This is a genomic window from Lelliottia sp. RWM.1 (assembly GCF_016859735.1).
Classification (GTDB): Bacteria; Pseudomonadota; Gammaproteobacteria; order Enterobacterales; family Enterobacteriaceae; genus Enterobacter.
This window is the reverse complement of record NZ_WLVC01000020.1, coordinates 1-23,309: the sequence shown is the minus strand read 5'-3', so window position 1 is coordinate 23,309 and position 23,309 is coordinate 1. Positions and strand designations below refer to the sequence as shown.

Genomic DNA, 23,309 nt, shown 5'->3' with positions numbered 1-23,309 from the left:
ACTTACCACTGATAACCGATGCCAACAGCACCACCAACATCACCCTGACTGTTGGTTGAGCCTGACAATTTGGTGACCCATTTGCCGTTATCCGAGATGGTGGAGACACCCATTGCGACGGCTGACTCACCGCCATATGTGCCGCCAGCCATGCTGAACATGCTCGCGCCTGGCGCATAAGGCTGAGGCAGTCCCGCCATTGCCATTGCGCCTGCAATACCGGCACTCAGCTTGTCGTCCTGATCGGAAATCATATTTTTCAGATCGTTGAATTTGCTGTTGGTATAGGCGTTAGCGTTGTTGATACCTTGCTTCAACTGACCTACGTTGACGGCATCGGTGGTTGCTGTACCTGCTGCCACATTCGTGATTTGACGTTCGCTTCCTGCAGAGCCAACAGAAATACTGTTATCACGATCGGTAACGGAATTTGCACCCAGTGCGACAGAATTGGTGTGGGTGGAGGTTGCACTCGTACCTATCGCCATACTGTTATTACCGCTGGCGCTTGCACCTGCACCCCCTGCAATCGCGTTTTCGCCTGTTGGTTTTGGCTTCGGCAGGTTGCTGGTATTGTTCACCTGGAACATACCGTCTTTGCCTTCTGCGATATTGGTGACGTTTTGATTCACCACATCCAGTTGATGCTTGTTCACGGCATCGCTGGCATTGACCACATCTGCTACGTTTGTGATGGTGGTTCCGCCAGTGTGAGTCGACTCGTCGTAAGCATCACCGGCCATTGTGACTTTGTTGTAGTTGGTTGTGCCGTCGGCATTCACGTCATACTTCACGCCGCTATTGCTAATTTGCGACATGTTAGTGTTGATGCTTTCAATCGCCTGATTCGTGGCATACAGCTGTGAGCCGTTTACGGCATCGGTGCTGTCTGCACTGATTCGTCCCGCAGCAACATTGGTAATGGTTCGTTCATTGCCTTCACTGCCCACACTGACTGTGCCTTTCGGTGATGTTCCGGCGAAGGTTTAATCAGTGCCACGAATGGTTACGCCACTGGTTCCTACGGCTTCCTGGGTCGTCGACCCAGAACCCAGCGCGACGTCGCCCTCGTTGTTGGCAACGGCGTTTGTACCCATTGCAATGCTGTTTGCACCATTAGCCTGGGCGTTCTGACCCATCGCTGTGCTTCCCGCGCCAGTCGATTTCGCCTCACTTCCCATGGCAATAGAGTTATCACCAAGAGCGTGCGAGGCCGGGCCAACGGCAATGGAATCATTACCCTCTGCGACGGAGTCCGCTTTACTGGAGTTCGCGTGGAAGTATTTCACACCGTTGTTATACATATTGCTGGTTGCATCAGTGAGTTGCTGTACGTTGACCGCATCGCTGGCATTCACGCCGTAAGCGATATTGGTCATTGTCGTACCGCCCGTTTTGGTGGTGCTGTTATAGGTGTCGCCCCCCAGGGTGACGCTGTTGTAGTTAACCGTGCCGTCCGGGTTGGTGTCGTATTTGACCCCGCTGTTGTCGAGCACATTGACGGAGTCGGTGATCGCAGAGATCGCCGCATTGGTGGCATACAGCTGTGAACCGTTAACGGCATCTGTGCTGGAGGCGCTGAGGCGGCCCGCGGCCAGATTGGTCAGGGTGCGTTCATGGCCTGTACTGCCGATACTGACCGTATTGACGGGCGCAGTGCCGGCAAAGACATAATCCACGCCGTTAATGGTGACACCGGAAGTGGCGACGGTGGCCCCGGTGGAAGCATCTGAACCCAGAGCCACATCCCCGGCGAAGTTCGCTTTAGCTTCACGGCCGAGTGCGAGGCTGCTTTCGCCGGAAGCCGTGGCGTTATAACCGACAGCAGAGCTGCCCTGTCCGTTAGCAAAGGCATCCGATTCGGCCAGACCGGCTTCATTGGTGCGGACATAGCGAATACCGATACCGTTCTGGTCGGTAAAGGTGGTGCTGGTATCGCCGGCGAAATGGGTGATAACGGTGTTGATGTCCGCAACGTCCGCATTGGTTTCGTTGAGCTGGGACATATTGACGGCATCACTGTCTTCAACGCCACGGGCGATGTTGGTGATGGTTGTGCCACCGGTTTTGGTGGTGCTGTTATAGGTGTCGCCCCCCAGGGTGACGCTGTTGTAGTTAACCGAACCGTCCGGGTTGGTGTCGTATTTCACCGCAATATCACCCAGGTCAGTAATATCGTCTGTCAGGTCTCCAATGGCGGAGTTGGTGGCATACAGCTGTGAACCGTTGACGGCATCTGTGCTGGAGGCGCTGAGGCGGCCCGCGGCCAGATTGGTCAGGGTGCGTTCATGACCTGTACTGCCGATACTGACCGTATTGACGGGCGCAGTGCCGGCAAAGACATAATCCACGCCGTTAATGGTGACACCGGAAGTGGCGACGGTGGCCCCGGTGGAAGCATCTGAACCCAGAGCCACATCCCCGGCGAAGTTCGCTTTAGCTTCACGGCCGAGTGCGAGGCTGCTTTCGCCGGAAGCCGTGGCGTTATAACCGACAGCAGAGCTGCCCTGTCCGTTAGCAAAGGCATCCGATTCGGCCAGACCGGCTTCATTGGTGCGGACATAGCGAATACCGATACCGTTCTGGTCGGTAAAGGTGGTGCTGGTATCGCCGGCGAAATGGGTGATAACGGTGTTGATGTCCGCAACGTCCGCATTGGTTTCGTTGAGCTGGGACATATTGACGGCATCACTGTCTTCAACGCCACGGGCGATGTTGGTGATGGTTGTGCCACCGGTTTTGGTGGTGCTGTTATAGGTGTCGCCCCCCAGGGTGACGCTGTTGTAGTTAACCGAACCGTCCGGATTGGTGTCGTATTTCACCGCAATATCAGCGAGATCGTCGATTGCCTGATCGGTGGCATACAGCTGCGAACCGTTAATGGCATCGGTACTGGTATCGCTAATACGACCCGCAGCAAGATTCGTAAGCGTACGCTCAGCATTTTTCTTACCGATACTGACGGTGCTTTGTGGGGCGATACCGGCAAAATTATAGGTTTTCCCATTGATAACCGTACTCTCGGTTGCAATGGCTGCTTCGGTAAGTGAGTTTGAACCCAGTGCGACACTGTTTTCCGCTGCCGCGGTTGCGTTAGTACCTAACGCGATAGACGAGAGTCCCTGAGATTTGGCGTTAGAGCCCATTGCAACGGCATCTGTTTTGGTTGCTGATGAGTTATAGCCAAATGCCAGAGCCTGGTCCGCCTGGGCTTTTGCCTGTGTACCTACGGCAACAGCATTTATTTTTGTCGATTGGGCTTTGAAGCCCATTGCGAAACTTTGTTGATCGCTGGCGTTTGAGTTTGCTCCGATAGCCAAGGCTGCTGTACCAGATGCAGATGCGTTAGTGCCTATCGCTAATGCAGAAAGTTCAGATGCCGTTGCATTAGTACCGATGGCCAGAGAGTTTGCTTCTGAGGAAGTTGCATCGCTACCAATTGACAGAGCATGATCGCCTGATGCCTGACTGCCAGTGCCTAAAGCTGTACTGAACTCTGCCGTTGCTTCTGAGCGGCTACCAATTGCCAGCGCATGGCCGCCATAGGCGGTGGACCAGTTGCCCAAAGAGATATTCTCTCCCTCTGAATCGGATAAAACCGGTGTCCCGGCTACTGTACCGGAGGTGGAGTTTGCCCCAATAGCAATATCGCCACTGCGGTTAGATTGTGAACCTGTACCAAACGCGATAGCATTTTGCCCGTCCGCTACAGAGGCTGCGCCGATGGCGGTTGCACCGCCGCTTTTGGATGCTGACGCATAAGAGCCAATCGCGATGCTATTGCCTGGAGATAGTGCATCCACAGTATCTGCACTGGCATGGTCACCCATGGCAATACCACCCATTGTGGCCTCAGCAGATTCACCAATCGCGACGTTTGATAAGACCTGTTGGTTGATATTGGTATTCCCGGTGGTAATGGTTCCGGCATCGAGTGTGATAGTGGTTCCTGTACTTGAATTTGGACCAATGGCAACGGAATCTACGTCACCGTTGTTTCTTCCCCCGGCCGTTTCATAAGCACTGGCATGTTGTACTGGAATAAGTGTTAAGACACCGATAATGCCTGCGGTGGCGCTTAAACGAGTTCGGCCCATTTTCCCTTTACCGTTTGCTCTGGCAAATTCGCTTACGGCAACCCAGATCCGTAATGCTGGATTCCAGACGAGTCGATATATCTTGTTCATTGTGGCTCCTGCCATTTTTGTTAAATAACAACGGGGGGTTATTACATGATTAAGACGTTACTTTTCGTATTTTTTGAGAAGTAATGGTTGCTCAAGTGAACTGTTATTTAGTGCATGTTGATATTGTGTAAATAACTCTTTTGCCAGAGACGTATTGTTATCAACAAATTCCAGGTAAGAATTAGCAAAGAAAAGGCTTTCCGTAAGCACATCGCTTTTCATTTTTTCGTTGACATTCCAGTTGCTGATGGAAAGTAATAATGCTTCTGGGGTAATCTCTCCGGCATAAAGCCTGGCAATACGTTGTTCCCAGGGAAGGTCCCATGTATAGGTGTTGATATACTGCTTGTTTCTTTTTATTAGCGCCGTTTTACTGCCTTTCCATTGATAGGCTGTGAGCCACAAAGACCACAATTGAGCGTAGTTTCTGTCCCGTGAGTGGGCGCTGTGTTCAATAGCGGAAAACAATGTTGTTGCAAGTTTGATATTATTTAGTGCTATATAGTTGACCGCAGAAGGTACAGCGGATAATTCCGCATTATTGTCTCTGGAGAGTTGGTCGTATATTGGGCGTGCGAGCTCAGGTTTTCCTGATAAATCATAACTGATTGCGAGCTGAAGAAAGGCTTCTGAGCCGCGAGTGCTGGTTTCTGCGGCGGTTGCAATTTCTTGTGTTACCGCCAAAGTACTCAATATCAATAAACACAGTTTTGCAATGCGTGTTGCAAACATAAAATTATTTTCCAGTAAAAATACATGCAATTGAAACAGGCGTAATCCCACCCGTTAATGAAATAACATTTGGGTGTTTTCTAATTAAAAATTAATATTGCTGTCAAGCATGCTGTCGTAGATTGATAAAAACACTCGACCGGCGCGAATGTGATGCATTAGTCGTTTTTATCTTCTTCTCGTCTGTGTTTTGATAATAAAGTGCCATAATATTTTCATGTCGGATGATATATCCTTTTCGTTTTTCATATTCGATAAAATCCTCCGGGAAATTGAGCAGCAGGAGTTTATGCTTCAGGTTGGTGAAAACCTGCCATAAGCGAGTTCCTGATGAGCTTAAATTATGTTCATCCCATACGTTCTTAAGGACTTCTTCTTTTGTGGTGAATTTGTTTTGTGAATGAATAAGCAAGTATGATAATAAACTCATCATTGTGTTGTTAATATATAAAACACCTATGGAGATGTCATCGGGCTTACCACTACTGTTTTGTGCATCGTGAAATCGGTAGATGCAATTTTTCTTTACATCAATATGTACCGTATCATCTATCTCAATCAAAAAACCGTAAGGTGAGTAGCCCATATTAATAATCATCCAATGATTGAGTTATATCCTGAAATAAACTTTTGTAAAATTATAGTGACCGTACATGCAATTTCAATACGTGTGTTTTAGCGAGATATTTTGCGAAAATATTTAGGTTGATAGTGCGTGATTAGTGTAATTACATGTGTTTATCGATATTTTTGGTGTTTTGTTTTGGTTTTTATATAAAAATTAGATTGTTATTTTTGTTTGGTTGGGGTTTGCAACGTTAGCTAAAAATGCCAAAATATCATGATTTTTGGTTTTTTATTCTGAGTTGAGTGTTTTTGTTTTTTAGAGAATGATGCGAAAAAACTATGAGGTTGAAAATAGTATTGTTTATTTGAATATTATATTTTATGCGAAGACGGTTGGTTTTTTTGCTTCTTAATATGAATGTGTTGGCGGGGGATTTTCTTTTGCCCGAGCGATTGACGATCGTTTCGCCGACGCACATTCCGCCGGCTTCGGTATTTGATTTCATCATGTTGCATCACGCTAAGCGTGACGTGCAGACGCAAGCAATGCACCAACCAGCATAAACAACGAACCAAAGACTTTGTTCAGAGCCTTCATCTGTTTAGGCCCTTTGATCCACGCGGCAATTCGTTGTGCCAGCGTCGCGTATCCAATCATCACGATAATATCGACGATGATGGTTGTCGCACCCAGAACCACGTACTGCATCACCTGCGGTTGATGAGGAATAATGAACTGTGGAAACAAGGCGGCGAGAAACACAATACTTTTCGGGTTTGTCAGATTAACAAACACCGCACGCTTGAACAGTCGACCGCGAGTTTGCACCTGGGCGAGAGTGTTCAGGTTAATTGACCCCGCGGCACGCCACTGCTGAATGCCCAGCCAAATCAGGTACGCTGCCCCGGCCCACTTGAGCACTTCAAAGGCCAGCACCGAACGGGAAAACAGCGTCCCCAGACCAATACCAACCAGCACAATATGAATACCCAGTCCAGTCTGTAAACCCGCGATGGATGCTGTCGCACCACGATAGCCGTGGTTTATGGAGGTTGTCATAGTATTGATTGCGCCAGAGCCAGGTGAAAGGCTGAGGATGATGGATGTCAGCAGATAAGCGAACCACCACTCGAAGGTCATTTGAAACTCCCGAATCGTCTGTTTTTATGCCACAATACGCTATTGTTGAGTCATTTTGTGACCTGTCACGAAAAAACGATATTTCTTGGCTTGTAGGGGTGGAAACCCGATGTTTCAGCAGAAAAAGGATTGGGAAACACGAGAAAACGCATTTGCTGCTTTCTCTATGGGGCCGCTCACCGATTTCTGGCATCAGCGTGAAGAAGCCGGGTTTACGGGCGTGGGCGATGTTCCTGTCCGCTTTGTTCGTTTTCGTGCTGAAAAAAATGACCGGGTGATTGTGGTGTGCCCTGGCCGCATCGAAAGCTACGTCAAATATGCCGAGCTCGCGTATGACCTGTTCCACATGGGGTTTGACGTCCTGATTATCGATCATCGCGGACAAGGGCTTTCCGGCAGGATGTTGTCGGATACTCACCGTGGTCACGTGGATCATTTCAGCGACTATGTCGATGATCTGGCTGCGTTCTGGCAGCAAGAAGTTCAGCCCGGTCCCTGGCGTAAACGGTATATCCTTGCGCATTCCATGGGAGGGGCAATTGCCACGCTGTTTTTGCAACGCCATGCTCACCAGTGTGATGCGATTGCATTGAGCGCGCCTATGTTTGGCATCGTGATGCGTTTTCCTGACTGGATGGTACGCCATATTCTCGACTGGGCTGAGGGCCATCAGCGTATTCGTGAGGGGTATGCCATTGGTACAGGCCGCTGGCGCGCACTGCCATTTGCGATGAATGTGTTAACGCACAGTCGGCAGCGCTATCGTCGTAACCTGCGCTTTTATGCCGATGAACCGCGCTTACGCGTCGGTGGTCCCACTTATCATTGGGTGCGGGAAGGTATTCTTGCCGGTGAACAAGCGCTGGCAGGAACGCATGATGACAATACGCCAACATTATTACTTCAGGCGGAAGACGAACGTGTGGTTGATAACCGCATGCATGATCGCTTTTGCGAACTGCGCGCCGCAGCCGGATACCCTTGTGATGGGGGTAAACCGCTGGTCATAAATGGTGCGTACCATGAGATCCTTTTCGAAAAGGACACCATGCGCTCAGTCGCGCTCAACGCCATCGTTGAATTTTTCAACAGGCATAACTGATTTTCTATTGAGGTTAAATTTCCCTATGTACCAGGTTGTTGCATCTGACTTAGATGGCACGCTGCTTTCCCCCGATCACACCTTGTCGCCTTATGCGAAAGAAACCTTAAAACTCCTGACCGCCCGTGGTGTGAATTTCGTGTTTGCCACTGGCCGCCACCACGTGGATGTGGGGCAGATCCGCGATAATCTGGACATCAAAGCCTACATGATCACCTCCAACGGCGCGCGCGTACACGACACCGATGGCAATCTGATTTTCGCTCACAACCTGGATCGTGATATTGCGACTGACCTGTTTGGTGTGGTGCACAATAATCCGGATATCGTGACGAACGTTTATCGTGACGATGAGTGGTTTATGAACCGCCATCGTCCGGATGAGATGCGTTTCTTTAAAGAAGCAGTATTTAACTACACACTATATGAGCCAGGTTTGCTGGAGCCTGAAGGGGTCAGCAAAGTCTTCTTTACCTGTGAAAGCCATGACGCGTTGCTGCCGCTTGAGCAGGCGATTAACGCGCGTTGGGGCGACCGCGTGAACGTCAGTTTCTCCACGCTCACCTGTCTGGAAGTGATGGCGGGTGGCGTCTCTAAAGGTCATGCACTGGAAGCGGTGGCGAAACGCATGGGTTACGAGCTGAAAGACTGCATCGCCTTTGGCGACGGCATGAATGATGCTGAAATGCTGTCCATGGCCGGTAAAGGCTGCATTATGGAGAATGCGCACCAGAGACTGAAAGATCTGCACCCAGAGCTGGAAGTCATTGGGACAAATGCCGATAACGCCGTACCTAACTACCTGCGCAAGCTGTTCCTTGAATAATCTTCATTTGGTCATATATCGTTCAGTTGTCAACTAAAGAGTTCGCTACAATGCCTGTCCTTCATTCAGAGAGACATGCATTGTGGCGCTACTCATTGTCACCACTATTCTGTGGGCATTTTCATTTAGCCTGATTGGTGAATACCTTGCCGGGCACGTCGACAGCTACTTCTCCGTGCTGATGCGCGTGGGGCTGGCGGCGCTGGTCTTCTTGCCATTCCTGCGTACGCGTGGGCAAACGTTAAAAACCCTTTTGCTGTACATGCTGGTCGGGGCGATGCAGCTTGGCATTATGTATCTCTTCAGCTTCAGGGCTTACGTTTACCTCTCCGTCTCGGAATTCCTGCTGTTCACCGTGCTCACGCCGCTCTATATCACGCTGATTTATGATCTGCTGAGTAAGCGCAGGCTGCGCTGGGGATACCTGCTGAGTGCGGCGCTTGCTGTTATCGGTGCAGCCATTATTCGCTATGACAAAGTGAGCGATCACTTCTGGACTGGCCTGATGTTTGTCCAGTTGGCAAATATCAGCTTTGCCATCGGTATGGTGGGCTACAAGCGCCTGATGGAAACCCGTCCAATGCCGCAGCATAACGCCTTTGCCTGGTTCTATATGGGGGCGGCTATCGTTGCGGTCGCGGCGTGGTTTATGCTGGGGAATCCGCAGAAACTGCCCACCACGTCAGTGCAGTGGGGCATTCTGGTCTGGCTGGGCGTGGTGGCATCCGGGCTGGGTTACTTCATGTGGAACTACGGTGCGACTCAAGTCGATGCCGGGACGCTGGGCATCATGAACAACGTTCATGTGCCCGCTGGCTTGCTGGTGAATCTGGCCATATGGCAGGAGCAACCGCACTGGCCGAGCTTCATTATTGGGGGAACGGTGATCCTGGCTTCGCTGTGGGTCCATCGCCGTTGGGTCGCTCCGCGCTCCGCACAAACGGCAGATGGTCGCAGGCGTGATTCCGCGCTGAGCGAATAAATGCTTCCGTAACCGGCTGACGCTGCTCGCCATCCCGAACGGCGGCGTACAGTCGGCTCCACAGTCCTTCACCCAGGGTTTTGGTCACAACCAGGCCCTGGCGTTCAAAACTCTCCACTACCCAGTGCGGCAGGGCGGCGATGCCCATTTTTGCCGCCACCATTTGAATTAAAAGCAACGTGTTATCCACGCTTTTCAGATTAGGACTGATACCGGCGGGCTGGAGGAAGTGACGCCAGATATCCAGTCGACTGCGTTGCACCGGATAAATCAGCAATGTTTCGGTCGCCAGATCCTCCGGAGTGATGCGCGTTTTGCTCGCCAGCGGATGATCCGGCGCCAATACCAGGCGTACTTCAAAATCAAACATCGGAGAGTAGTGCAGACCACTGCGCGGAAGAATGTCCGAGGTCATCACTAAATCCAGTTCACCCTGCTGAAGAGAGGGCTGCGGATCAAAGGTCACGCCAGATTTAAAGTCCATCTCCACCTGTGGCCATTTCTGGTGGAAGTTCTCAAGTGCAGGCGTCAGCCACTGAATACAGCTATGGCATTCAATGGCAATACGCAGCCGGGTCTGCTGCGGCTCGTTGCAGGACTGCAAGGCGCTGGCGATCTGTGGCAGCACCTGATTCGCCAGTTGCAGCAAAATTTCGCCCTGCGGTGTAAAGCGCAGCGGCTGGCTCTTACGCACGAACAGACGAAAGCCAAGGCGTTGTTCCAGATCGCTGAACTGGTGTGAAAGGGCAGACTGAGTCTGATGCAGCGTGGCCGCAGCCGCCGCGAGAGAACCGCAGTTCCGCAACGCTTGTAGCGTTTTCAGGTGTTTTATCTCGATCATGAAAGTCCTTCACTTCGCCATGAACATTTTGCGCTTGAGGAATATACAGTAACCGCCAATTATGGATGTGTAAACATCTGGACGGCTAAAATCCTTCGTCTTTTAAATTTATAGCGCGTTGGCTGCGTTTATTCACTCCGGTCACTTACTGCTGTAGGCATCCGGGAGATGAGCAAACTTGCTGCCTTCCCTAAATTCAAAATCCAAAGGATTTACAATTAATGAGAGGAAGAAAATATGACAATCCGCAATCACACACTCGGTTTCCCTCGCGTTGGCTTGCGTCGTGAGCTGAAAAAAGCGCAAGAAAGCTACTGGGCGGGTAACTCCACCCGTGAAGACCTGCTGGCAGTGGGCCGCGAGTTGCGTGCTCGTCACTGGGACCAGCAAAAACAAGCGGGCATTGACCTGCTGCCAGTGGGCGATTTCGCCTGGTACGACCATGTTCTGACCACTAGCCTGCTGCTTGGCAATGTGCCGGCTCGTCATCAGAACAACGATGGATCGGTAGATATCGATACCCTGTTCCGCATCGGCCGTGGCCGCGCACCAACAGGAGAGCCAGCGGCAGCAGCGGAAATGACTAAGTGGTTTAACACGAATTACCACTATATGGTTCCGGAGTTCGTGAAAGGTCAGCAGTTCAGTCTGACCTGGACGCAGATCCTGGATGAAGTCGATGAAGCGCTGGCTCTGGGTCACAAGATCAAACCTGTTTTGCTTGGCCCGGTAACCTACCTGTGGCTGGGTAAAGTAAAGGGCGAGCAGTTTGATCGTCTGAGTCTGCTCAACGACATTCTGCCAGTGTATAAGCAAGTGCTGGCTGAACTGGCAAAACGCGGTATTGAATGGGTCCAAATCGACGAACCTGCTCTGGTGCTGGAGTTGCCGCAGGAATGGCTGAATGCCTTTAAACCGGCTTATGACGCTCTTGCGGGTCAGGTTAAGCTGCTACTGACGACGTATTTCGAAGGCGTGACGCCTAATCTCGACACTATCGCTGCACTGCCGGTGCAAGGTCTGCACGTTGACCTGGTTCACGGGAAAGATAATGTTGCCGACCTGCACAAACGCCTGCCAGCGGGCTGGCTGCTCTCTGCGGGTCTGGTGAATGGTCGTAACGTCTGGCGTGCCGATCTGACTGAGAAGTATGCGCAGATTAAAGATATCGTAGGCAAACGCGATCTGTGGGTCGCGTCATCTTGCTCCTTGCTGCACAGCCCAATTGACCTCAGTGTGGAAACGCGTCTGGATGCGGAAGTGAAAAGCTGGTTTGCGTTCGCTCTGCAAAAATGTGAAGAGCTGGCCCTGCTGCGTGACGCACTGAATAGCGGCGATACGGCGGCCATCACTGACTGGAGCGCACCGATTCAGGCGCGTCGTCACTCGGCTCGCGTTCATAACCCGGCAGTAGAAAAACGTCTGGCGGCCATCACCGCCCAGGACAGCCAGCGTCAGAACGCCTATGAAGTGCGTGCTGAAGCCCAGCGTGCCCGCTTCAATCTCCCAGCGTGGCCAACAACGACTATCGGTTCGTTCCCACAGACCACAGAAATCCGCGGCCTGCGTCTGGATTTCAAAAAGGGCAACCTTGATGCGAATCACTACCGCACGGGTATCGCCGAACACATTAAGCAGGCGATTATTGAGCAAGAACGTTTAGGTCTGGACGTGCTGGTTCATGGTGAAGCTGAACGTAACGACATGGTGGAATATTTCGGTGAGCATCTGGATGGCTTCGTCTTTACGCAAAACGGTTGGGTGCAGAGCTACGGTTCCCGTTGTGTGAAGCCCCCGGTTGTGATCGGTGACGTCAGCCGTCCCGAAGCCATCACCGTTGAGTGGGCGAAGTACGCCCAGTCTCTGACCGACAAACCCGTTAAAGGCATGCTGACAGGACCGGTAACAATCCTCTGCTGGTCATTCCCGCGTGAAGATGTGACGCGTGAAACCATCGCCAAACAGATCGCGCTGGCGTTACGTGATGAAGTGGCGGATCTGGAAGCGGCGGGTATCGGCATTATTCAGATTGACGAACCGGCACTGCGAGAAGGTTTGCCGCTGCGCCGTAGCGACTGGGATGCCTACCTGCAATGGGGCGTAGAAGCCTTCCGTATCAATGCCGCGGTGGCAAAGGACGACACTCAAATCCACACTCACATGTGTTACTGCGAATTTAACGACATCATGGATTCCATCGCGGCACTGGATGCCGACGTGATCACCATTGAGACATCACGTTCAGACATGGAATTGCTGGAGTCGTTTGAAGAGTTCGACTACCCGAACGAAATTGGGCCGGGTGTTTACGACATCCACTCCCCGAACGTACCAAGTGTGGAGTGGATTGAAGCCCTGTTGCAGAAAGCCGCTCAGCGTATCCCGGCAGAGCGCCTGTGGGTGAACCCGGACTGCGGCCTGAAAACCCGTGGCTGGCCGGAAACCCGCGCAGCACTGGCGAACATGGTGAAAGCCGCGCAAAATCTGCGTCAGGCATAACATCTGTAACGGAGGCGAAAGCCTCCGTTTTTGCTTAGTGTGGGTTTACAGCTGCACTGAGTGACGGTCCTTTCAAATATTCAATACACCACTGACACACTTTCCCCATTCCGTCCGATCGTGCAGCCAGGAATAATTTGGTTGCATGCTTGTGTTCACGCATCGGTTTTTTGAGTAGCTTGCCGCTATTGAGTAAAGGAAGGGCTAAATGATGTGGGATATAGCCAATTCCGACATTTTGTTCGATAAGGGCGATAGCCGTGGTGAAGTCCGGTACAAACAGGGGCTTTTGACCTTCAAGCAGCCACGCCTGTAGCGGGGTAAAGTTTACCGACGTATCCCGGATACATATTGCCGGGTACTGACGCAGCTCAGCATTTTCCAGCGGGTGACGCTCTGTCGCCAGAGGGTGCTGTGGGCTAACGACAAAATCCCATTCCAGTTGCCCAAAAGGCTCGCTAATCACGCCTTCGGTGCTGGGGACAGCATGCGGCGCACCAATCACCAGGTCGGCTCGTCTGCTGTAAAGTGCATCCCAGCAGCCGTTGTAAACTTCCAGGCAGACCGTCAACGTGGTTGAGGAAAACTGGTGTTCAAAATCACGGATGAACGTAACCAGCAGGGATGAGGGGATAATGTTATTTACCGCAATTGTCAGTTCTCGTTCAACGCCGTCGTGGATCAGAACGGTATTGCGTTTGAGCGCCTCCATATCACCGAGAATGGTTTTGCTGTGCTCGACAAAATAGCGTCCGGCAGGGGTGATTTCAATGTACCGGCCTTTACGCTCGAACAGCGCAACGCCCAGACTTTCTTCTGCTTTTTTTATGGTGTAGCTAATGGCTGACGGCACTTTGTTTAACTGCTCAGCGGCAACGGTGATGCTCTGGTGTCGGGCGACCAGATGGATAACTCGAAGGGTTTCGTCGGAGATGAACATAAGGCGTCCCTGTTGGCAGAAAACGGCCGAACTCTTACGAGTTCAGCCGCGATGACTGTGCCAATTATACCGGGGAATTAATGGCGTTGGCTCAGTCGGCTGAGTACGGCATACGCGATGCAGGCCACAACAATGGAATCTACTGACGGAATGGTGGTCAGGGTAAACAGACCTTTCACCGTCATAAAACCAACCGTTGCGCCAAAGATCCATGCCACAAAAGTCAACACTTTAACCGGGGGTTCACGTGTCAGGACGGATTCCTGATAGCCATTACGGCGATACAGGAAAAAGTCGGCAATATAAATCCCGGCAACGGGCGGTGTGGCGATCCCCAAAAACAACAGGAAAGGGATAAACCAGGCCATAATGTCCAGGCTGCCGACAACAGCAGACAATACGCCGAGTGCGACGGTTATCTGCCATTTTGGAAAGCGCGTCAGCAGGGTGGAAACAACCAGTGTTCCCTGAAACATATTTCCGGCATTTCCCGTTACACAGGCAAAAATCAGCAATAATGCAGCAGGTAATACTGCGCTAAATACCGCCATTGCACCCAGTAATGACCCTTGCCCACTGAGCGCGCTCGGTGTTGCTCCTGCCCAATAAAGCAGCGGGTAAGCGATAAGAAACGTCGTGCAGGCTGCAATAAGGGCATGTTTGCGGTTATGCACAAAACTGCCGAAATCAGGCAATGTTGCGACCAGGACGATAATAGTTCCTACCACGGTAGAGACAGCAACGCCGGTGTTCATACTGGTGATCGTTGCGGGAACCGTCACTCCGGCATGTGTGGACACATAAAGGATGTAGCACAAGACCAGAGCGATCACAGGTACGGCAATTTGTGCCACCTTTCCCAGAACGGCAAAACCAAAAGCCGTCGAAGCGACAAAAATGACACAACCTGCGGCGACTAATAGCGGGAGGGGAAGTTCAAGGCCGTGCTGTGCCAGTAAATCATGCACAGAGTGACCAAACATATTGGCGGTCACGGCAATCCAGCCGAACAGGCTGATCGCCATCAGAATATTAATGGCGACTGCCCCTTTCTCGCCAAAGGCGTATTTCACAATTCCGTAGGTAGGTAGCCGTGCCTTTTCGCCTACGCTTATGGTGATGGCAGAAAGGATGGTCAGGATCAGTCCCCCCAGCAGCACCACGCTAATCAGACTGCTACTGGAAAGTTGGTTGCCGAGACTGGAGGATGACAGCAGGACTGGCGTCACTGCGATACCCAGCAGGATCATGGCAATGTGAAATCCAGATGCGGTGTTAAGTTTCTCTTCCGTTTTACGCATATCTTGTTCCCTCTGAAGCGCGTGTTAAGCCGTATGGACATGTCCGGTGTAGTGACGCCAGCTTCCCAGTTCAGTGATTTCTCGTTGGCCTTCCGTAAGCCAGTTTTCGGCCAGCACGCCAAGCACTTCGCTGCCGTCCTCCAGTTTCACTTTTCCTATTGCCAATCCTGCGGGTTCACTCATAAGCAGGTCAGCAAAACTTGCCAGAGGCAGCGACCAGATTTCCAGCGCGACATGTGTTCCGCCTTCTGTCACACGGATCATTCCCGGATGGCGATCGTTGATACTCCACAAGCGATAATGGGCGTCGGTACGGTCTTCACGAATGAACACGCCGCCTGCTTGTTGCATGTTTTTGTTCAGCTCCAGGCCGCGCATCAGCGTACCGTTCACGGCTAATAAGGTGGTTTCCATCGTTTTTCTCCAAAAAGACTAAAGGGTGATCCATGTGCCGCTTTGATGAGCCAACGCAGATTTGATGGCCTGCGGGGTGGTGATCAACCCCCTGGCTTTCTTGCCTTGCTCAAGGCTGCTATCTACAAAATTGAGAATGGCTTCGACTTTCGGCTGCATGCTGCCAATGCCGAACTGTCCTTCCCGTAAGAACTTCCGTGCCTGGGTAACAGTCAGCGTGTCCAGCCATTGCTGGTGTGGAGTACCGAAATTGATTGCCACTTTCTCAACCCCAGTGGGGATGACCAGCAAATCAGCGCCTAACTGGCTGGCAAGGAGTGCAGAGGCAAGATCTTTGTCAATGACGGCTTCAACACCCTGTAATTGTTGCTGCTTATCGCGTACGACCGGGATCCCGCCGCCGCCACAGGCAATGACGATATAACCCTGTTGCACCAGGTGAGCGATGGTGTCGCGTTCGATAATTTCCAGTGGGGCTGGGGAGGGAACGGTGCGCCGCCAGCCGCGACCGGCATCTTCCATGAGCGTCCAGCCCAACTGTTGTTGGCGTTCTTGCGCAGTAGCTTCATCGAGAAATGCACCGACAGGCTTACTCGGATGAATAAACGCCTCATCTTGCTGGCTGACCCGCGTCTGGGTGACGAGCGTGATGATCGGTTTTTGAATGCCACGTCGCATGAGTTCGTTATGCAACGCTTTCTGGAACATATATCCAATAGCCCCCTGAGTATCACCGACGGCATAATCCAGTGGTATCGGGGAGACTTCACTGCTTGCCAGTTCTGAACGACGTAAAATAAAACCTACCTGCGGGCCGTTTCCGTGGGTGAGAACCAGATCCCAACCTGCCTCTATCATGTCGGTAATGTGTTTAACACTTTCCCTAACGGCTTCGTATTGATCGGGAATGCTGTTACGGCGATCGTCAAGGATCAATGCGTTGCCGCCGACGGCAACCACGGCTAAAGGTTTGCTCATTGTTTCTCTCCCTTACTAACCGCCTCTGCCAGTGCGGTGATTGCATCGACAAAACAAGGCATCGGTGCTGTCGTTATCCCCGCACCAATCTGACCGACACCAGCCTGCTTATGAGCGATACCTGTATTAATGACCGGTAAAATGCCGCGATCGACCACCTTGCGGACATCAATTCCTGCCGCTGTTGGCGCAAAATTCAGAGCTGGCAGCGTAAATGCCGGGTTGCGACCGACCGTAATGGATTGCATGCGACGGCTGTTGTTGGTGGCATCGGCTGGAGTGCCACCAACAAATTTCACGATTGCCGGAGAAGACGCCATGGCAAAACCACCGACACCCGCGGTTTCAGTGATTGCACTGTCACCAAGATCGGCTGCGGCATCATCTACGCCATAACTTGGGAAAAATAGCCCTTCAACGGCATTGGCGGGGGCCTGGAACCAGCGCTCACCTGTACCGGAAAGCCGGATACCAAAGTTCACGCCATTGCGTGCCATGACAGTGACTATAGAGCTGAAAGGGACGTTGGCGGCCGCATCCATCATGGCTTTACAGGCAGCCATCGACAGGTTGAGAAAGAAGTGGTCATTTCCCGTAATGAATGCGACTACCCGTTGTACATTTTCCAGCGGCAAATGACAGGCCAGCAGTGCAGGCAACAGGCGTTTGGTCAGCAGTCCGGTTGCGGCCGCATTGCGATTGTGGACTTCATCCCCCATATGCAGAGCCTGAGCCATCAAGGGTTTTAACTCCAGTTCGCCAAGCTGGCGTACCGCTGCTTTCAGGGCGGGTGCGAGCTCATCGCGCATCCAGAAGAGGCGGTTGAGAACTTCTTCGTTATTAGCGCCAAAGCGTAAAACCTTGCCCAATCCTTCGTTGAAGTTGCTGAATGAACGCTGACCGTTGGTTTTATTTTCGATAACCCACAGCGGCATTGATGGGCTAATGATCCCCGCCATGGGGCCGACGGCATGGTAGTGATGGCAGGGTTCAAGGTGAATCTCACCTGTCAGTACCTTACACTCAGCCTCTTCATGACTGGTGGCCCAGCCTTCGAACAGCATTGCGCCAACAATCGCCCCTTTTACAGGGCCACACATGTTTTCCCAGCTAATGGGAGGACCCGAGTGGAGGATACATTTACGCTCAGACATTTCAGGAATGGCTTCGCTGGCGTACATCACATCAACCAGTACGGGTTGAGCGTTGAGGTAACGTTCCATCGCAATGTTGTTCGCCTGCTCAACCAATGGATGACGAAGCAGAGAAGCCAGGTCCATGCCTGCGTTAATATTGCCAAGGGCCGGGGGCTGCCAGGCCAGAGCGATTACGTCACCACCGACTTTCTGGATATTACTGGCGAAACTTTGTAGCCCGGCATTCACCACTTTTAGCGGCTGATTAAATAAGGTATTCATGCAGTGAGTTCCTTCTTCTGAAGCTGGATCTGCGCCACGATGCTGGCCCAATGAGCAGCCTGTGCATTACTGTTGGCGACAATGACACCTGCCTGGCGCAATGCATTGACCTGATAACTCCGTTGCTGAGGGTCGTTCTCGGTTCCGCAAACATGGGCAATCAGTACAGGCGCTCGCGACATCTCTGTCCGGGCCAGTAAGGTCAGTAACTCTGCCGCCGGGGCTTCAGATGCGCCGTAGCCCAGAACCAGATCGAACAGGACGACGGCGGTATGTGGATTGTTCATTTCAGTGAGCAGACGCTGATTTCGCAGCGTTGGGTCAATCATTGGATGAGGTCTGCCACGGGTAAAATCATCATCCCCCATGTCGATGAGGGTGTGTTGATGGCTTTGCCAGAGGTCGGTAAGTGGATGATTACCGGACACAGGTGTATTAGAAGAGGCCGTAAAACCGTTTTGCTGGCAGATCAGCTGTGCTTCATAGCAAAACGTTCCCCCCGCAAAGACACCACGGATCATCTGACGAGCAAGGGGCAGACGCTCGCTGGCCTGTTGCAACATCGCCAGGTCCTGCGCTGACGATTCGCTATGTGTTTCTGGTAGCGGCAGCTCACTCAGTAACGCAACCGCGAGATCGGCTGCGCTGGCAAGTGTGGTCGCGGCAGTCACATTTGGACGCGTTATTGCGTGTGGGTCGGCACTGAGGAAATTCACCACAACGGGTTTAGTGGCTGATTGCGCCAGCGTCAGGATGCGCTCTGTCACCACAGGGGATGGTGGTTTGGAAATCAGCACTATCACGCGAGTGGCGTCATCATCCATTAATGTCTGCAGGCCAAACAGCATGGAGATCCCGCCGATATCCTCACTGAGATCGTGTCCGCCCGTACCAAGTGCCTGGGAGATCCCTGCGCCAAGATGGTCAATTCGGCAGGTTATTTCCTGCAAACCCGTACCCGATGCACCAACGACGCCAATTTCACCGCGTTTAACGACATTAGCAAAACCCAGCGGTATCCCGTTAATAATGGCTGTGCCACAATCAGGGCCCATAACCAGGAGGTTACGTTCACGAGCGAGCATTTTTATCGACTTTTCCTGCATAATGCTGACGTTATCGCTGAACATCATCACATTCATGCCGAGATTTAGCGCCTTGATGGCTTCGGCAGCGGCATAATCGCCAGGGACTGAAATGAGTGCCAGATTAACGGCTGGCTCTTTTTCCAGCGCCATCTCGATGCTCACCAGCTCAGGGGTTTTTACGCCATCGCTGTTACCTTCTTCTGGTTTACTGGTCAGCCGTTGCTCAGCGAGGGTAAGTGCTTCAGTACACCGGGCATCTTCCCCCATGACGGCAATCACCAGGTCGTTCGGCTCCGCTTCAATCATGTGGCCGAGTCCTGCATCGTTAAGTTGTTCCAGGTTCGTGGGTGTTCCCATGATGACGGAGGCCTGCTGTATGCCGGGCAATGTGCTTAGTTGCGCAGAAATCTGCATCAGGGAGACGGAGTCCTGATAAAGATTCCTGAAAACTTTATGCTTAACTTTCATTGTGTTATGTCCGTTTTTTTGCCTGATTGCTGGATTTAGATACAGCGAATCCACGTGGCAGCCAGTGCCACGAGAAAATTCCATTCACTCAGGAGTATGTGTTCAGTGTTCTTAAGCCGTGGAGTAATCCGGCCAAACAGTCAGCGCCGGATGTTGCGCCAAATTGCATGACGTTTTCTGTACAGGCGATAAAAGTTTTCAACGGCGTATGCGTACTAAGTTGCCTCAGCAGGTCGCAAACCGGTTGTGAGAAATGCCCCTGTACCGCACGCCTCAAGTAGTGCTGGCTAATGTCTGTTGTACGCGGCAAATTCTGCTCAATAGATTGCTGCAACCTGTTGCGGTGCGCTTCAACATCGGGAGGGAGATGCCAGGGCCGCAGCGCCGCCAGATAGCCCAGTAAGTAATCATCACCATCTGGCGTTAATCCTTTACCGTAGCCGATCAACCGGGGAACCTGTTGTTCAAGCTGTTCCGCTGATTCCTGCGGCTTTAGCCCCTGATACATCGCGCTCTCCTGCCACTGCAAAGCACTGTCGATTTGATGTTTCAGGCAAAACTGTCGTAGCTGAGCATTCAGAAGCGGATAGTGGTGCTGGAGCCATGTCCCGGCTTCGGAGTCCAGGCAACGCTTCTGGACGTTGGACTGCCATACGATTGCCGCTTTCAGATCCACCGCAAAACGTTGAGCCTGCAGAATACCGCCGGTTAAGAAAACGGGCGCAGAATGCGTAATTTCCTGACGCCAGTCCCAATGTTCCGGCAGGGCGACGCGTGCGGCATCGGCCAGATTCTGGTATCTCTTTGCGCACAAGAGGGTTAGGAGCTCTCCCTCTTCTGAACGCAGATTCAGTGCGTGCTGAAATACGCTGTGAACCTTAAGCATTGCTGTTGCTTTGGCCGGAAAGAGATACCCTAGCGAGCACGCAGGAAGCATCGGGATTACCCTTTCAGCCCTTCAATAATGGCATTTGCGTCACTCACCCACCCGAAAATTGCGCCCTGAGCTTTGATCATTTCCAGTGCGTATTTCTGGAATTCCGGGAAGTAGGAGCCCACGCAATCTTCAGGGATGATGCACTCATAGCCGCGGTCATTGGCTTCGCGTACGGTGGTCGTTACACAGACTTCGGTCGTCACGCCACACACAATCAGCGTTTTGATACTGTGGTTTTGTAGAATCAGATGCAGGTCGGTCTGATAAAACGCGCCCTTACCGGGTTTGTCGATGATCGGCTCGCCAGAAATAGGGTAAAGCTCAGGAATGATGTCATGACCTGCTTCGCCACGAACCAGAATACGCCCCATCGGACCTGCTTCACCGATAAAGGTTTTACCGCCGCGCGTAAGCTTGGCCGATGGACAATCACTGAGGTCTGCACGGTGTCCTTCACGTGTATGGATCACCATCAACCCCATGCTGCGCGCTGCTGCCAGAACCTTTTTGCAAGGTTCAATTGCGCTTCGGACTAGCGAGACATCATTACCCAGCGCTTCACCAAAGCCGCCAGCTTCGACAAAGTCGCGCTGCATGTCGATCATAACGAGTGCAGTGGCATTAAGATCAAAAGGTAAAGCAAAAGGTTGAGCGTGAAATGCGGATTGCGTCATGATAAATCTCCTGTTTGAAAATCAACCGTTCCGTTCGTTCTGCTACTGAGTATCCAGGAGAAAAGAGGGGTTAAACAGGAAAAAAGTTTGGCGCATAGCAACGAAAATTTTGCATTCGGACAGGGGGAGGTAAATGACTGTGAAGAGGGTCATAACTTCACGTACAGCAGCAAAAAAATCGATGCTGTACGTTTTTTGAATTAAAAAAATTGTTGAAATAGTGTGAGCAAACACACCTGTTTCAGGGCGGCTACTTTTTAATCCCGTACTGAGCAAACCACGCCAGCATTCTTTGCCAGCCATCTTTTGCCGACTCTTCGTGATAGCTCGCGCGATAGTCCGCGTTAAACGCGTGACCTGCTTCCGGATACACTACGATTTCCGCCTTCGCGTTTGCAGCACGGAGTGCATGGCGCATCGTCTCAATGGTATCAACGGGAATACTGGTATCCTCGCCGCCGTACAAGCCCAGCACAGGGGCGTTTAAATCAATGGCGACATCAACTGGTTGCTTAGGTGAGTTGAGCGTTTTCTCTCCCACCAGTTTCCCGTACCACGCCACGGCTGCTTTAAGCTGTGGATTGTGCGCGGCGTAGAGCCAGCTGATGCGTCCACCCCAGCAGAAACCCGTTACCATCAAACGATGGGGATCGCCGCCATTACGGGCAGCCCAGTTGGCAACATGGTCCAGATCGGCCAACACCTGTGCGTCTGGTACTTTGCTTACCAGATTATTGAACAGCGTCGGGATATCACCGTAATCATTGGGATCGCCCTGGCGGAAATAGAGTTCCGGCGCAACGGCAAGATAACCTTCCTGCGCCAGTCGACGGCACAGATCGCGAATATGTTCGTGGACTCCAAAAATTTCCTGAACCACGATCACGATAGGAAGAGGCCCCTCGGCTGATTTCGGGCGTGCGTGGTAAGCAGGCATATTGTCACCCTGCGAGGGTATAGATGTTTCACCTGCGCTGATGGCATCTTCCGGGGTTGAGATGATTGTTGAAGCATGCGGGGCCGCTGCAGGTGCAAAACGTGTTTTTTCAGTCATGGCATTCTCCGTACCAATGAGTTAACGCAAAGGTAAATATAGACACCAGGGTAACAACTCACAGTGCCCGAAACGGTCTATCTTTTGTGCAACACCTTACGATATAACTTGTTAATGTGATGTAAATCACTATTTTATGGAAATTAACTGCAAGAATTTTCATTCATGGTGATGTCAGTCACGAAATTAAGCCTGGTGCTTCTGTAAAGTACCGTTTTACTTCTTCTGACTAACCGACCCACAGAGGAGTCACCTATGTCTAAGTCTGATGTTTTTCATCTCGGCCTCACTAAAAATGATTTACAAGGGGCCACGCTCGCTATCGTCCCTGGTGACCCTGAGCGTGTGGAAAAGATCGCCGCGCTGATGGATAAGCCGGTTAAGCTGGCATCCCATCGCGAGTTCACCACCTGGCGTGCAGAGCTGGACGGTAAAGCCGTGATCGTATGTTCAACCGGTATTGGCGGCCCATCCACCTCTATCGCAGTGGAAGAGCTGGCACAACTGGGCATTCGCACCTTCCTGCGCATTGGGACGACCGGGGCTATCCAGCCGCACATTAACGTCGGTGACGTACTGGTGACGACGGCATCTGTGCGTCTGGACGGGGCAAGCCTGCACTTTGCACCAATGGAATTCCCGGCTGTTGCTGACTTCGAATGCACAACTGCACTGGTTGATGCAGCGAAAGCGATTGGTGCAACGACCCACATTGGCGTCACCGCCTCTTCTGATACCTTCTACCCAGGCCAGGAGCGTTACGACACCTTCTCTGGCCGTGTGGTGAGCCGTTTCAAAGGCTCAATGGAAGAGTGGCAGTCTATGGGCGTGATGAACTACGAAATGGAATCTGCAACGCTGTTGACGATGTGTGCGAGCCAGGGTCTGCGTGCCGGTATGGTGGCGGGCGTTATCGTCAACCGTACTCAGCAGGAGATCCCGAATGCAGAAACCATGAAACAAACTGAAAGCCATGCAGTGAAAATTGTGGTTGAAGCGGCTCGTCGTCTGATCTAATTCGCATTTCTGAGATAAAAGGCCGACATGTTCGGCCTTTTATTGTCACCCTTAAACCACCTCCTGGGGAGGTGGTGATTGCTCCTGTAAGGCTATAGCCTGAAGAATGCCCATGCCGGAATATCTCTGCTTACTCACCACAA

At 51.9% G+C, this 23,309-nt stretch carries 20 protein-coding genes; 5 read left to right on the top strand and 15 right to left on the bottom strand.

The genetic code is table 11. The annotated features are described in order from the left end of the window. Positions 1 to 2: 2 nt before the first annotated feature. From GF617_RS27140 to rhtB, 5 genes are all read right to left on the bottom strand, one after another. Positions 3 to 950 (bottom strand): YadA family autotransporter adhesin, encoded by a 948-nt coding sequence (locus tag GF617_RS27140; RefSeq protein WP_203452008.1) that lies wholly within the window; start codon positions 948 to 950, stop codon positions 3 to 5. A gap of 36 nt (positions 951 to 986) precedes the next feature. Continuing rightward, on the bottom strand, positions 987 to 4,187 hold the full coding sequence (locus GF617_RS15065; protein WP_203452007.1) for an ESPR-type extended signal peptide-containing protein: 3,201 nt from the start codon (positions 4,185 to 4,187) through the stop codon (positions 987 to 989). A gap of 57 nt (positions 4,188 to 4,244) precedes the next feature. Further along, entirely contained in the window at positions 4,245 to 4,919 is a 675-nt protein-coding gene (locus tag GF617_RS15060) for a hypothetical protein (RefSeq protein WP_203452006.1), read from the bottom strand. 103 nt (positions 4,920 to 5,022) lie between these two features. Beyond that, complete coding sequence (locus GF617_RS15055; RefSeq protein WP_203452005.1) at positions 5,023 to 5,505, bottom strand: hypothetical protein; 483 nt, start codon at positions 5,503 to 5,505, stop codon at positions 5,023 to 5,025. A gap of 501 nt (positions 5,506 to 6,006) precedes the next feature. Then, complete coding sequence (rhtB, locus tag GF617_RS15050) at positions 6,007 to 6,627, bottom strand: homoserine/homoserine lactone efflux protein (RefSeq protein WP_181621376.1); 621 nt, start codon at positions 6,625 to 6,627, stop codon at positions 6,007 to 6,009. 109 nt (positions 6,628 to 6,736) lie between these two features. Between rhtB and pldB the strand changes: the two genes are divergently transcribed. From pldB to GF617_RS15035, 3 genes are all read left to right on the top strand, one after another. Then, positions 6,737 to 7,729 (top strand): lysophospholipase L2, encoded by a 993-nt coding sequence (pldB, locus tag GF617_RS15045; RefSeq protein WP_203452004.1) that lies wholly within the window; start codon positions 6,737 to 6,739, stop codon positions 7,727 to 7,729. Between the two features lie 25 nt (positions 7,730 to 7,754). Continuing rightward, positions 7,755 to 8,555, top strand: coding sequence for a sugar/pyridoxal phosphate phosphatase YigL (gene yigL, locus GF617_RS15040; RefSeq protein ID WP_181621374.1), 801 nt, complete (start codon positions 7,755 to 7,757; stop codon positions 8,553 to 8,555). Positions 8,556 to 8,637: 82 nt separating this feature from the next. Continuing rightward, entirely contained in the window at positions 8,638 to 9,537 is a 900-nt protein-coding gene (locus tag GF617_RS15035; protein ID WP_181621372.1) for a carboxylate/amino acid/amine transporter, read from the top strand. Here GF617_RS15035 and metR read toward each other — a convergent pair. Next, positions 9,425 to 10,378: an HTH-type transcriptional regulator MetR gene (gene metR, locus GF617_RS15030; protein WP_181621371.1), complete on the bottom strand. Its 954-nt coding sequence runs from the start codon at positions 10,376 to 10,378 to the stop codon at positions 9,425 to 9,427. The genes GF617_RS15035 and metR overlap by 113 nt on opposite strands. Positions 10,379 to 10,615: 237 nt before the next feature. On the opposite strand from metR, the gene metE reads away from it, so the two are divergent. Next, positions 10,616 to 12,877, top strand: a complete 2,262-nt coding sequence (gene metE, locus GF617_RS15025; protein WP_181621369.1) for a 5-methyltetrahydropteroyltriglutamate--homocysteine S-methyltransferase — start codon at positions 10,616 to 10,618, stop codon at positions 12,875 to 12,877. A 34-nt stretch (positions 12,878 to 12,911) separates the two neighbouring features. Here metE and GF617_RS15020 read toward each other — a convergent pair whose 3' ends face one another. The 9 genes from GF617_RS15020 to GF617_RS14980 form a co-directional block, all read right to left on the bottom strand. Beyond that, positions 12,912 to 13,817 (bottom strand): LysR substrate-binding domain-containing protein, encoded by a 906-nt coding sequence (locus GF617_RS15020; RefSeq protein WP_181621367.1) that lies wholly within the window; start codon positions 13,815 to 13,817, stop codon positions 12,912 to 12,914. Between the two features lie 77 nt (positions 13,818 to 13,894). Beyond that, positions 13,895 to 15,118 (bottom strand): cytosine permease, encoded by a 1,224-nt coding sequence (locus GF617_RS15015; protein ID WP_181621365.1) that lies wholly within the window; start codon positions 15,116 to 15,118, stop codon positions 13,895 to 13,897. 24 nt (positions 15,119 to 15,142) lie between these two features. Further along, positions 15,143 to 15,532 carry a glutamyl-tRNA amidotransferase gene (locus GF617_RS15010; protein WP_181621363.1) on the bottom strand — a complete coding sequence of 130 codons (390 nt, stop codon included), beginning with the start codon at positions 15,530 to 15,532 and terminating at the stop codon, positions 15,143 to 15,145. 18 nt (positions 15,533 to 15,550) lie between these two features. Beyond that, entirely contained in the window at positions 15,551 to 16,510 is a 960-nt protein-coding gene (locus tag GF617_RS15005) for a carbamate kinase (RefSeq protein WP_181621361.1), read from the bottom strand. Next, the gene (locus GF617_RS15000; protein ID WP_203452003.1) at positions 16,507 to 17,928 is read right to left on the bottom strand and encodes a DUF1116 domain-containing protein; all 1,422 of its coding nucleotides are present in this window, start codon (positions 17,926 to 17,928) and stop codon (positions 16,507 to 16,509) included. Before GF617_RS15000 ends, GF617_RS15005 begins: the two co-directional genes overlap by 4 nt. Then, a complete protein-coding gene (gene fdrA, locus GF617_RS14995) occupies positions 17,925 to 19,484 on the bottom strand; it encodes an acyl-CoA synthetase FdrA (RefSeq protein WP_203452002.1) in 1,560 nt (519 codons plus the stop codon). The genes GF617_RS15000 and fdrA overlap by 4 nt, the downstream gene beginning before the upstream one ends. An 88-nt stretch (positions 19,485 to 19,572) precedes the next feature. Further along, a complete protein-coding gene (locus GF617_RS14990; RefSeq protein WP_239006486.1) occupies positions 19,573 to 20,370 on the bottom strand; it encodes a DUF2877 domain-containing protein in 798 nt (265 codons plus the stop codon). A 56-nt stretch (positions 20,371 to 20,426) separates the two neighbouring features. Then, positions 20,427 to 21,095, bottom strand: a complete 669-nt coding sequence (locus tag GF617_RS14985; RefSeq protein ID WP_203452000.1) for a cysteine hydrolase family protein — start codon at positions 21,093 to 21,095, stop codon at positions 20,427 to 20,429. A gap of 250 nt (positions 21,096 to 21,345) precedes the next feature. Then, a complete protein-coding gene (locus tag GF617_RS14980; protein ID WP_181621354.1) occupies positions 21,346 to 22,149 on the bottom strand; it encodes a dienelactone hydrolase family protein in 804 nt (267 codons plus the stop codon). 255 nt (positions 22,150 to 22,404) lie between these two features. Here GF617_RS14980 and udp point away from each other — a divergent pair, with 255 nt between their 5' ends. Beyond that, complete coding sequence (gene udp, locus GF617_RS14975) at positions 22,405 to 23,166, top strand: uridine phosphorylase (RefSeq protein ID WP_181621353.1); 762 nt, start codon at positions 22,405 to 22,407, stop codon at positions 23,164 to 23,166. Positions 23,167 to 23,309 lie beyond the last annotated feature (143 nt).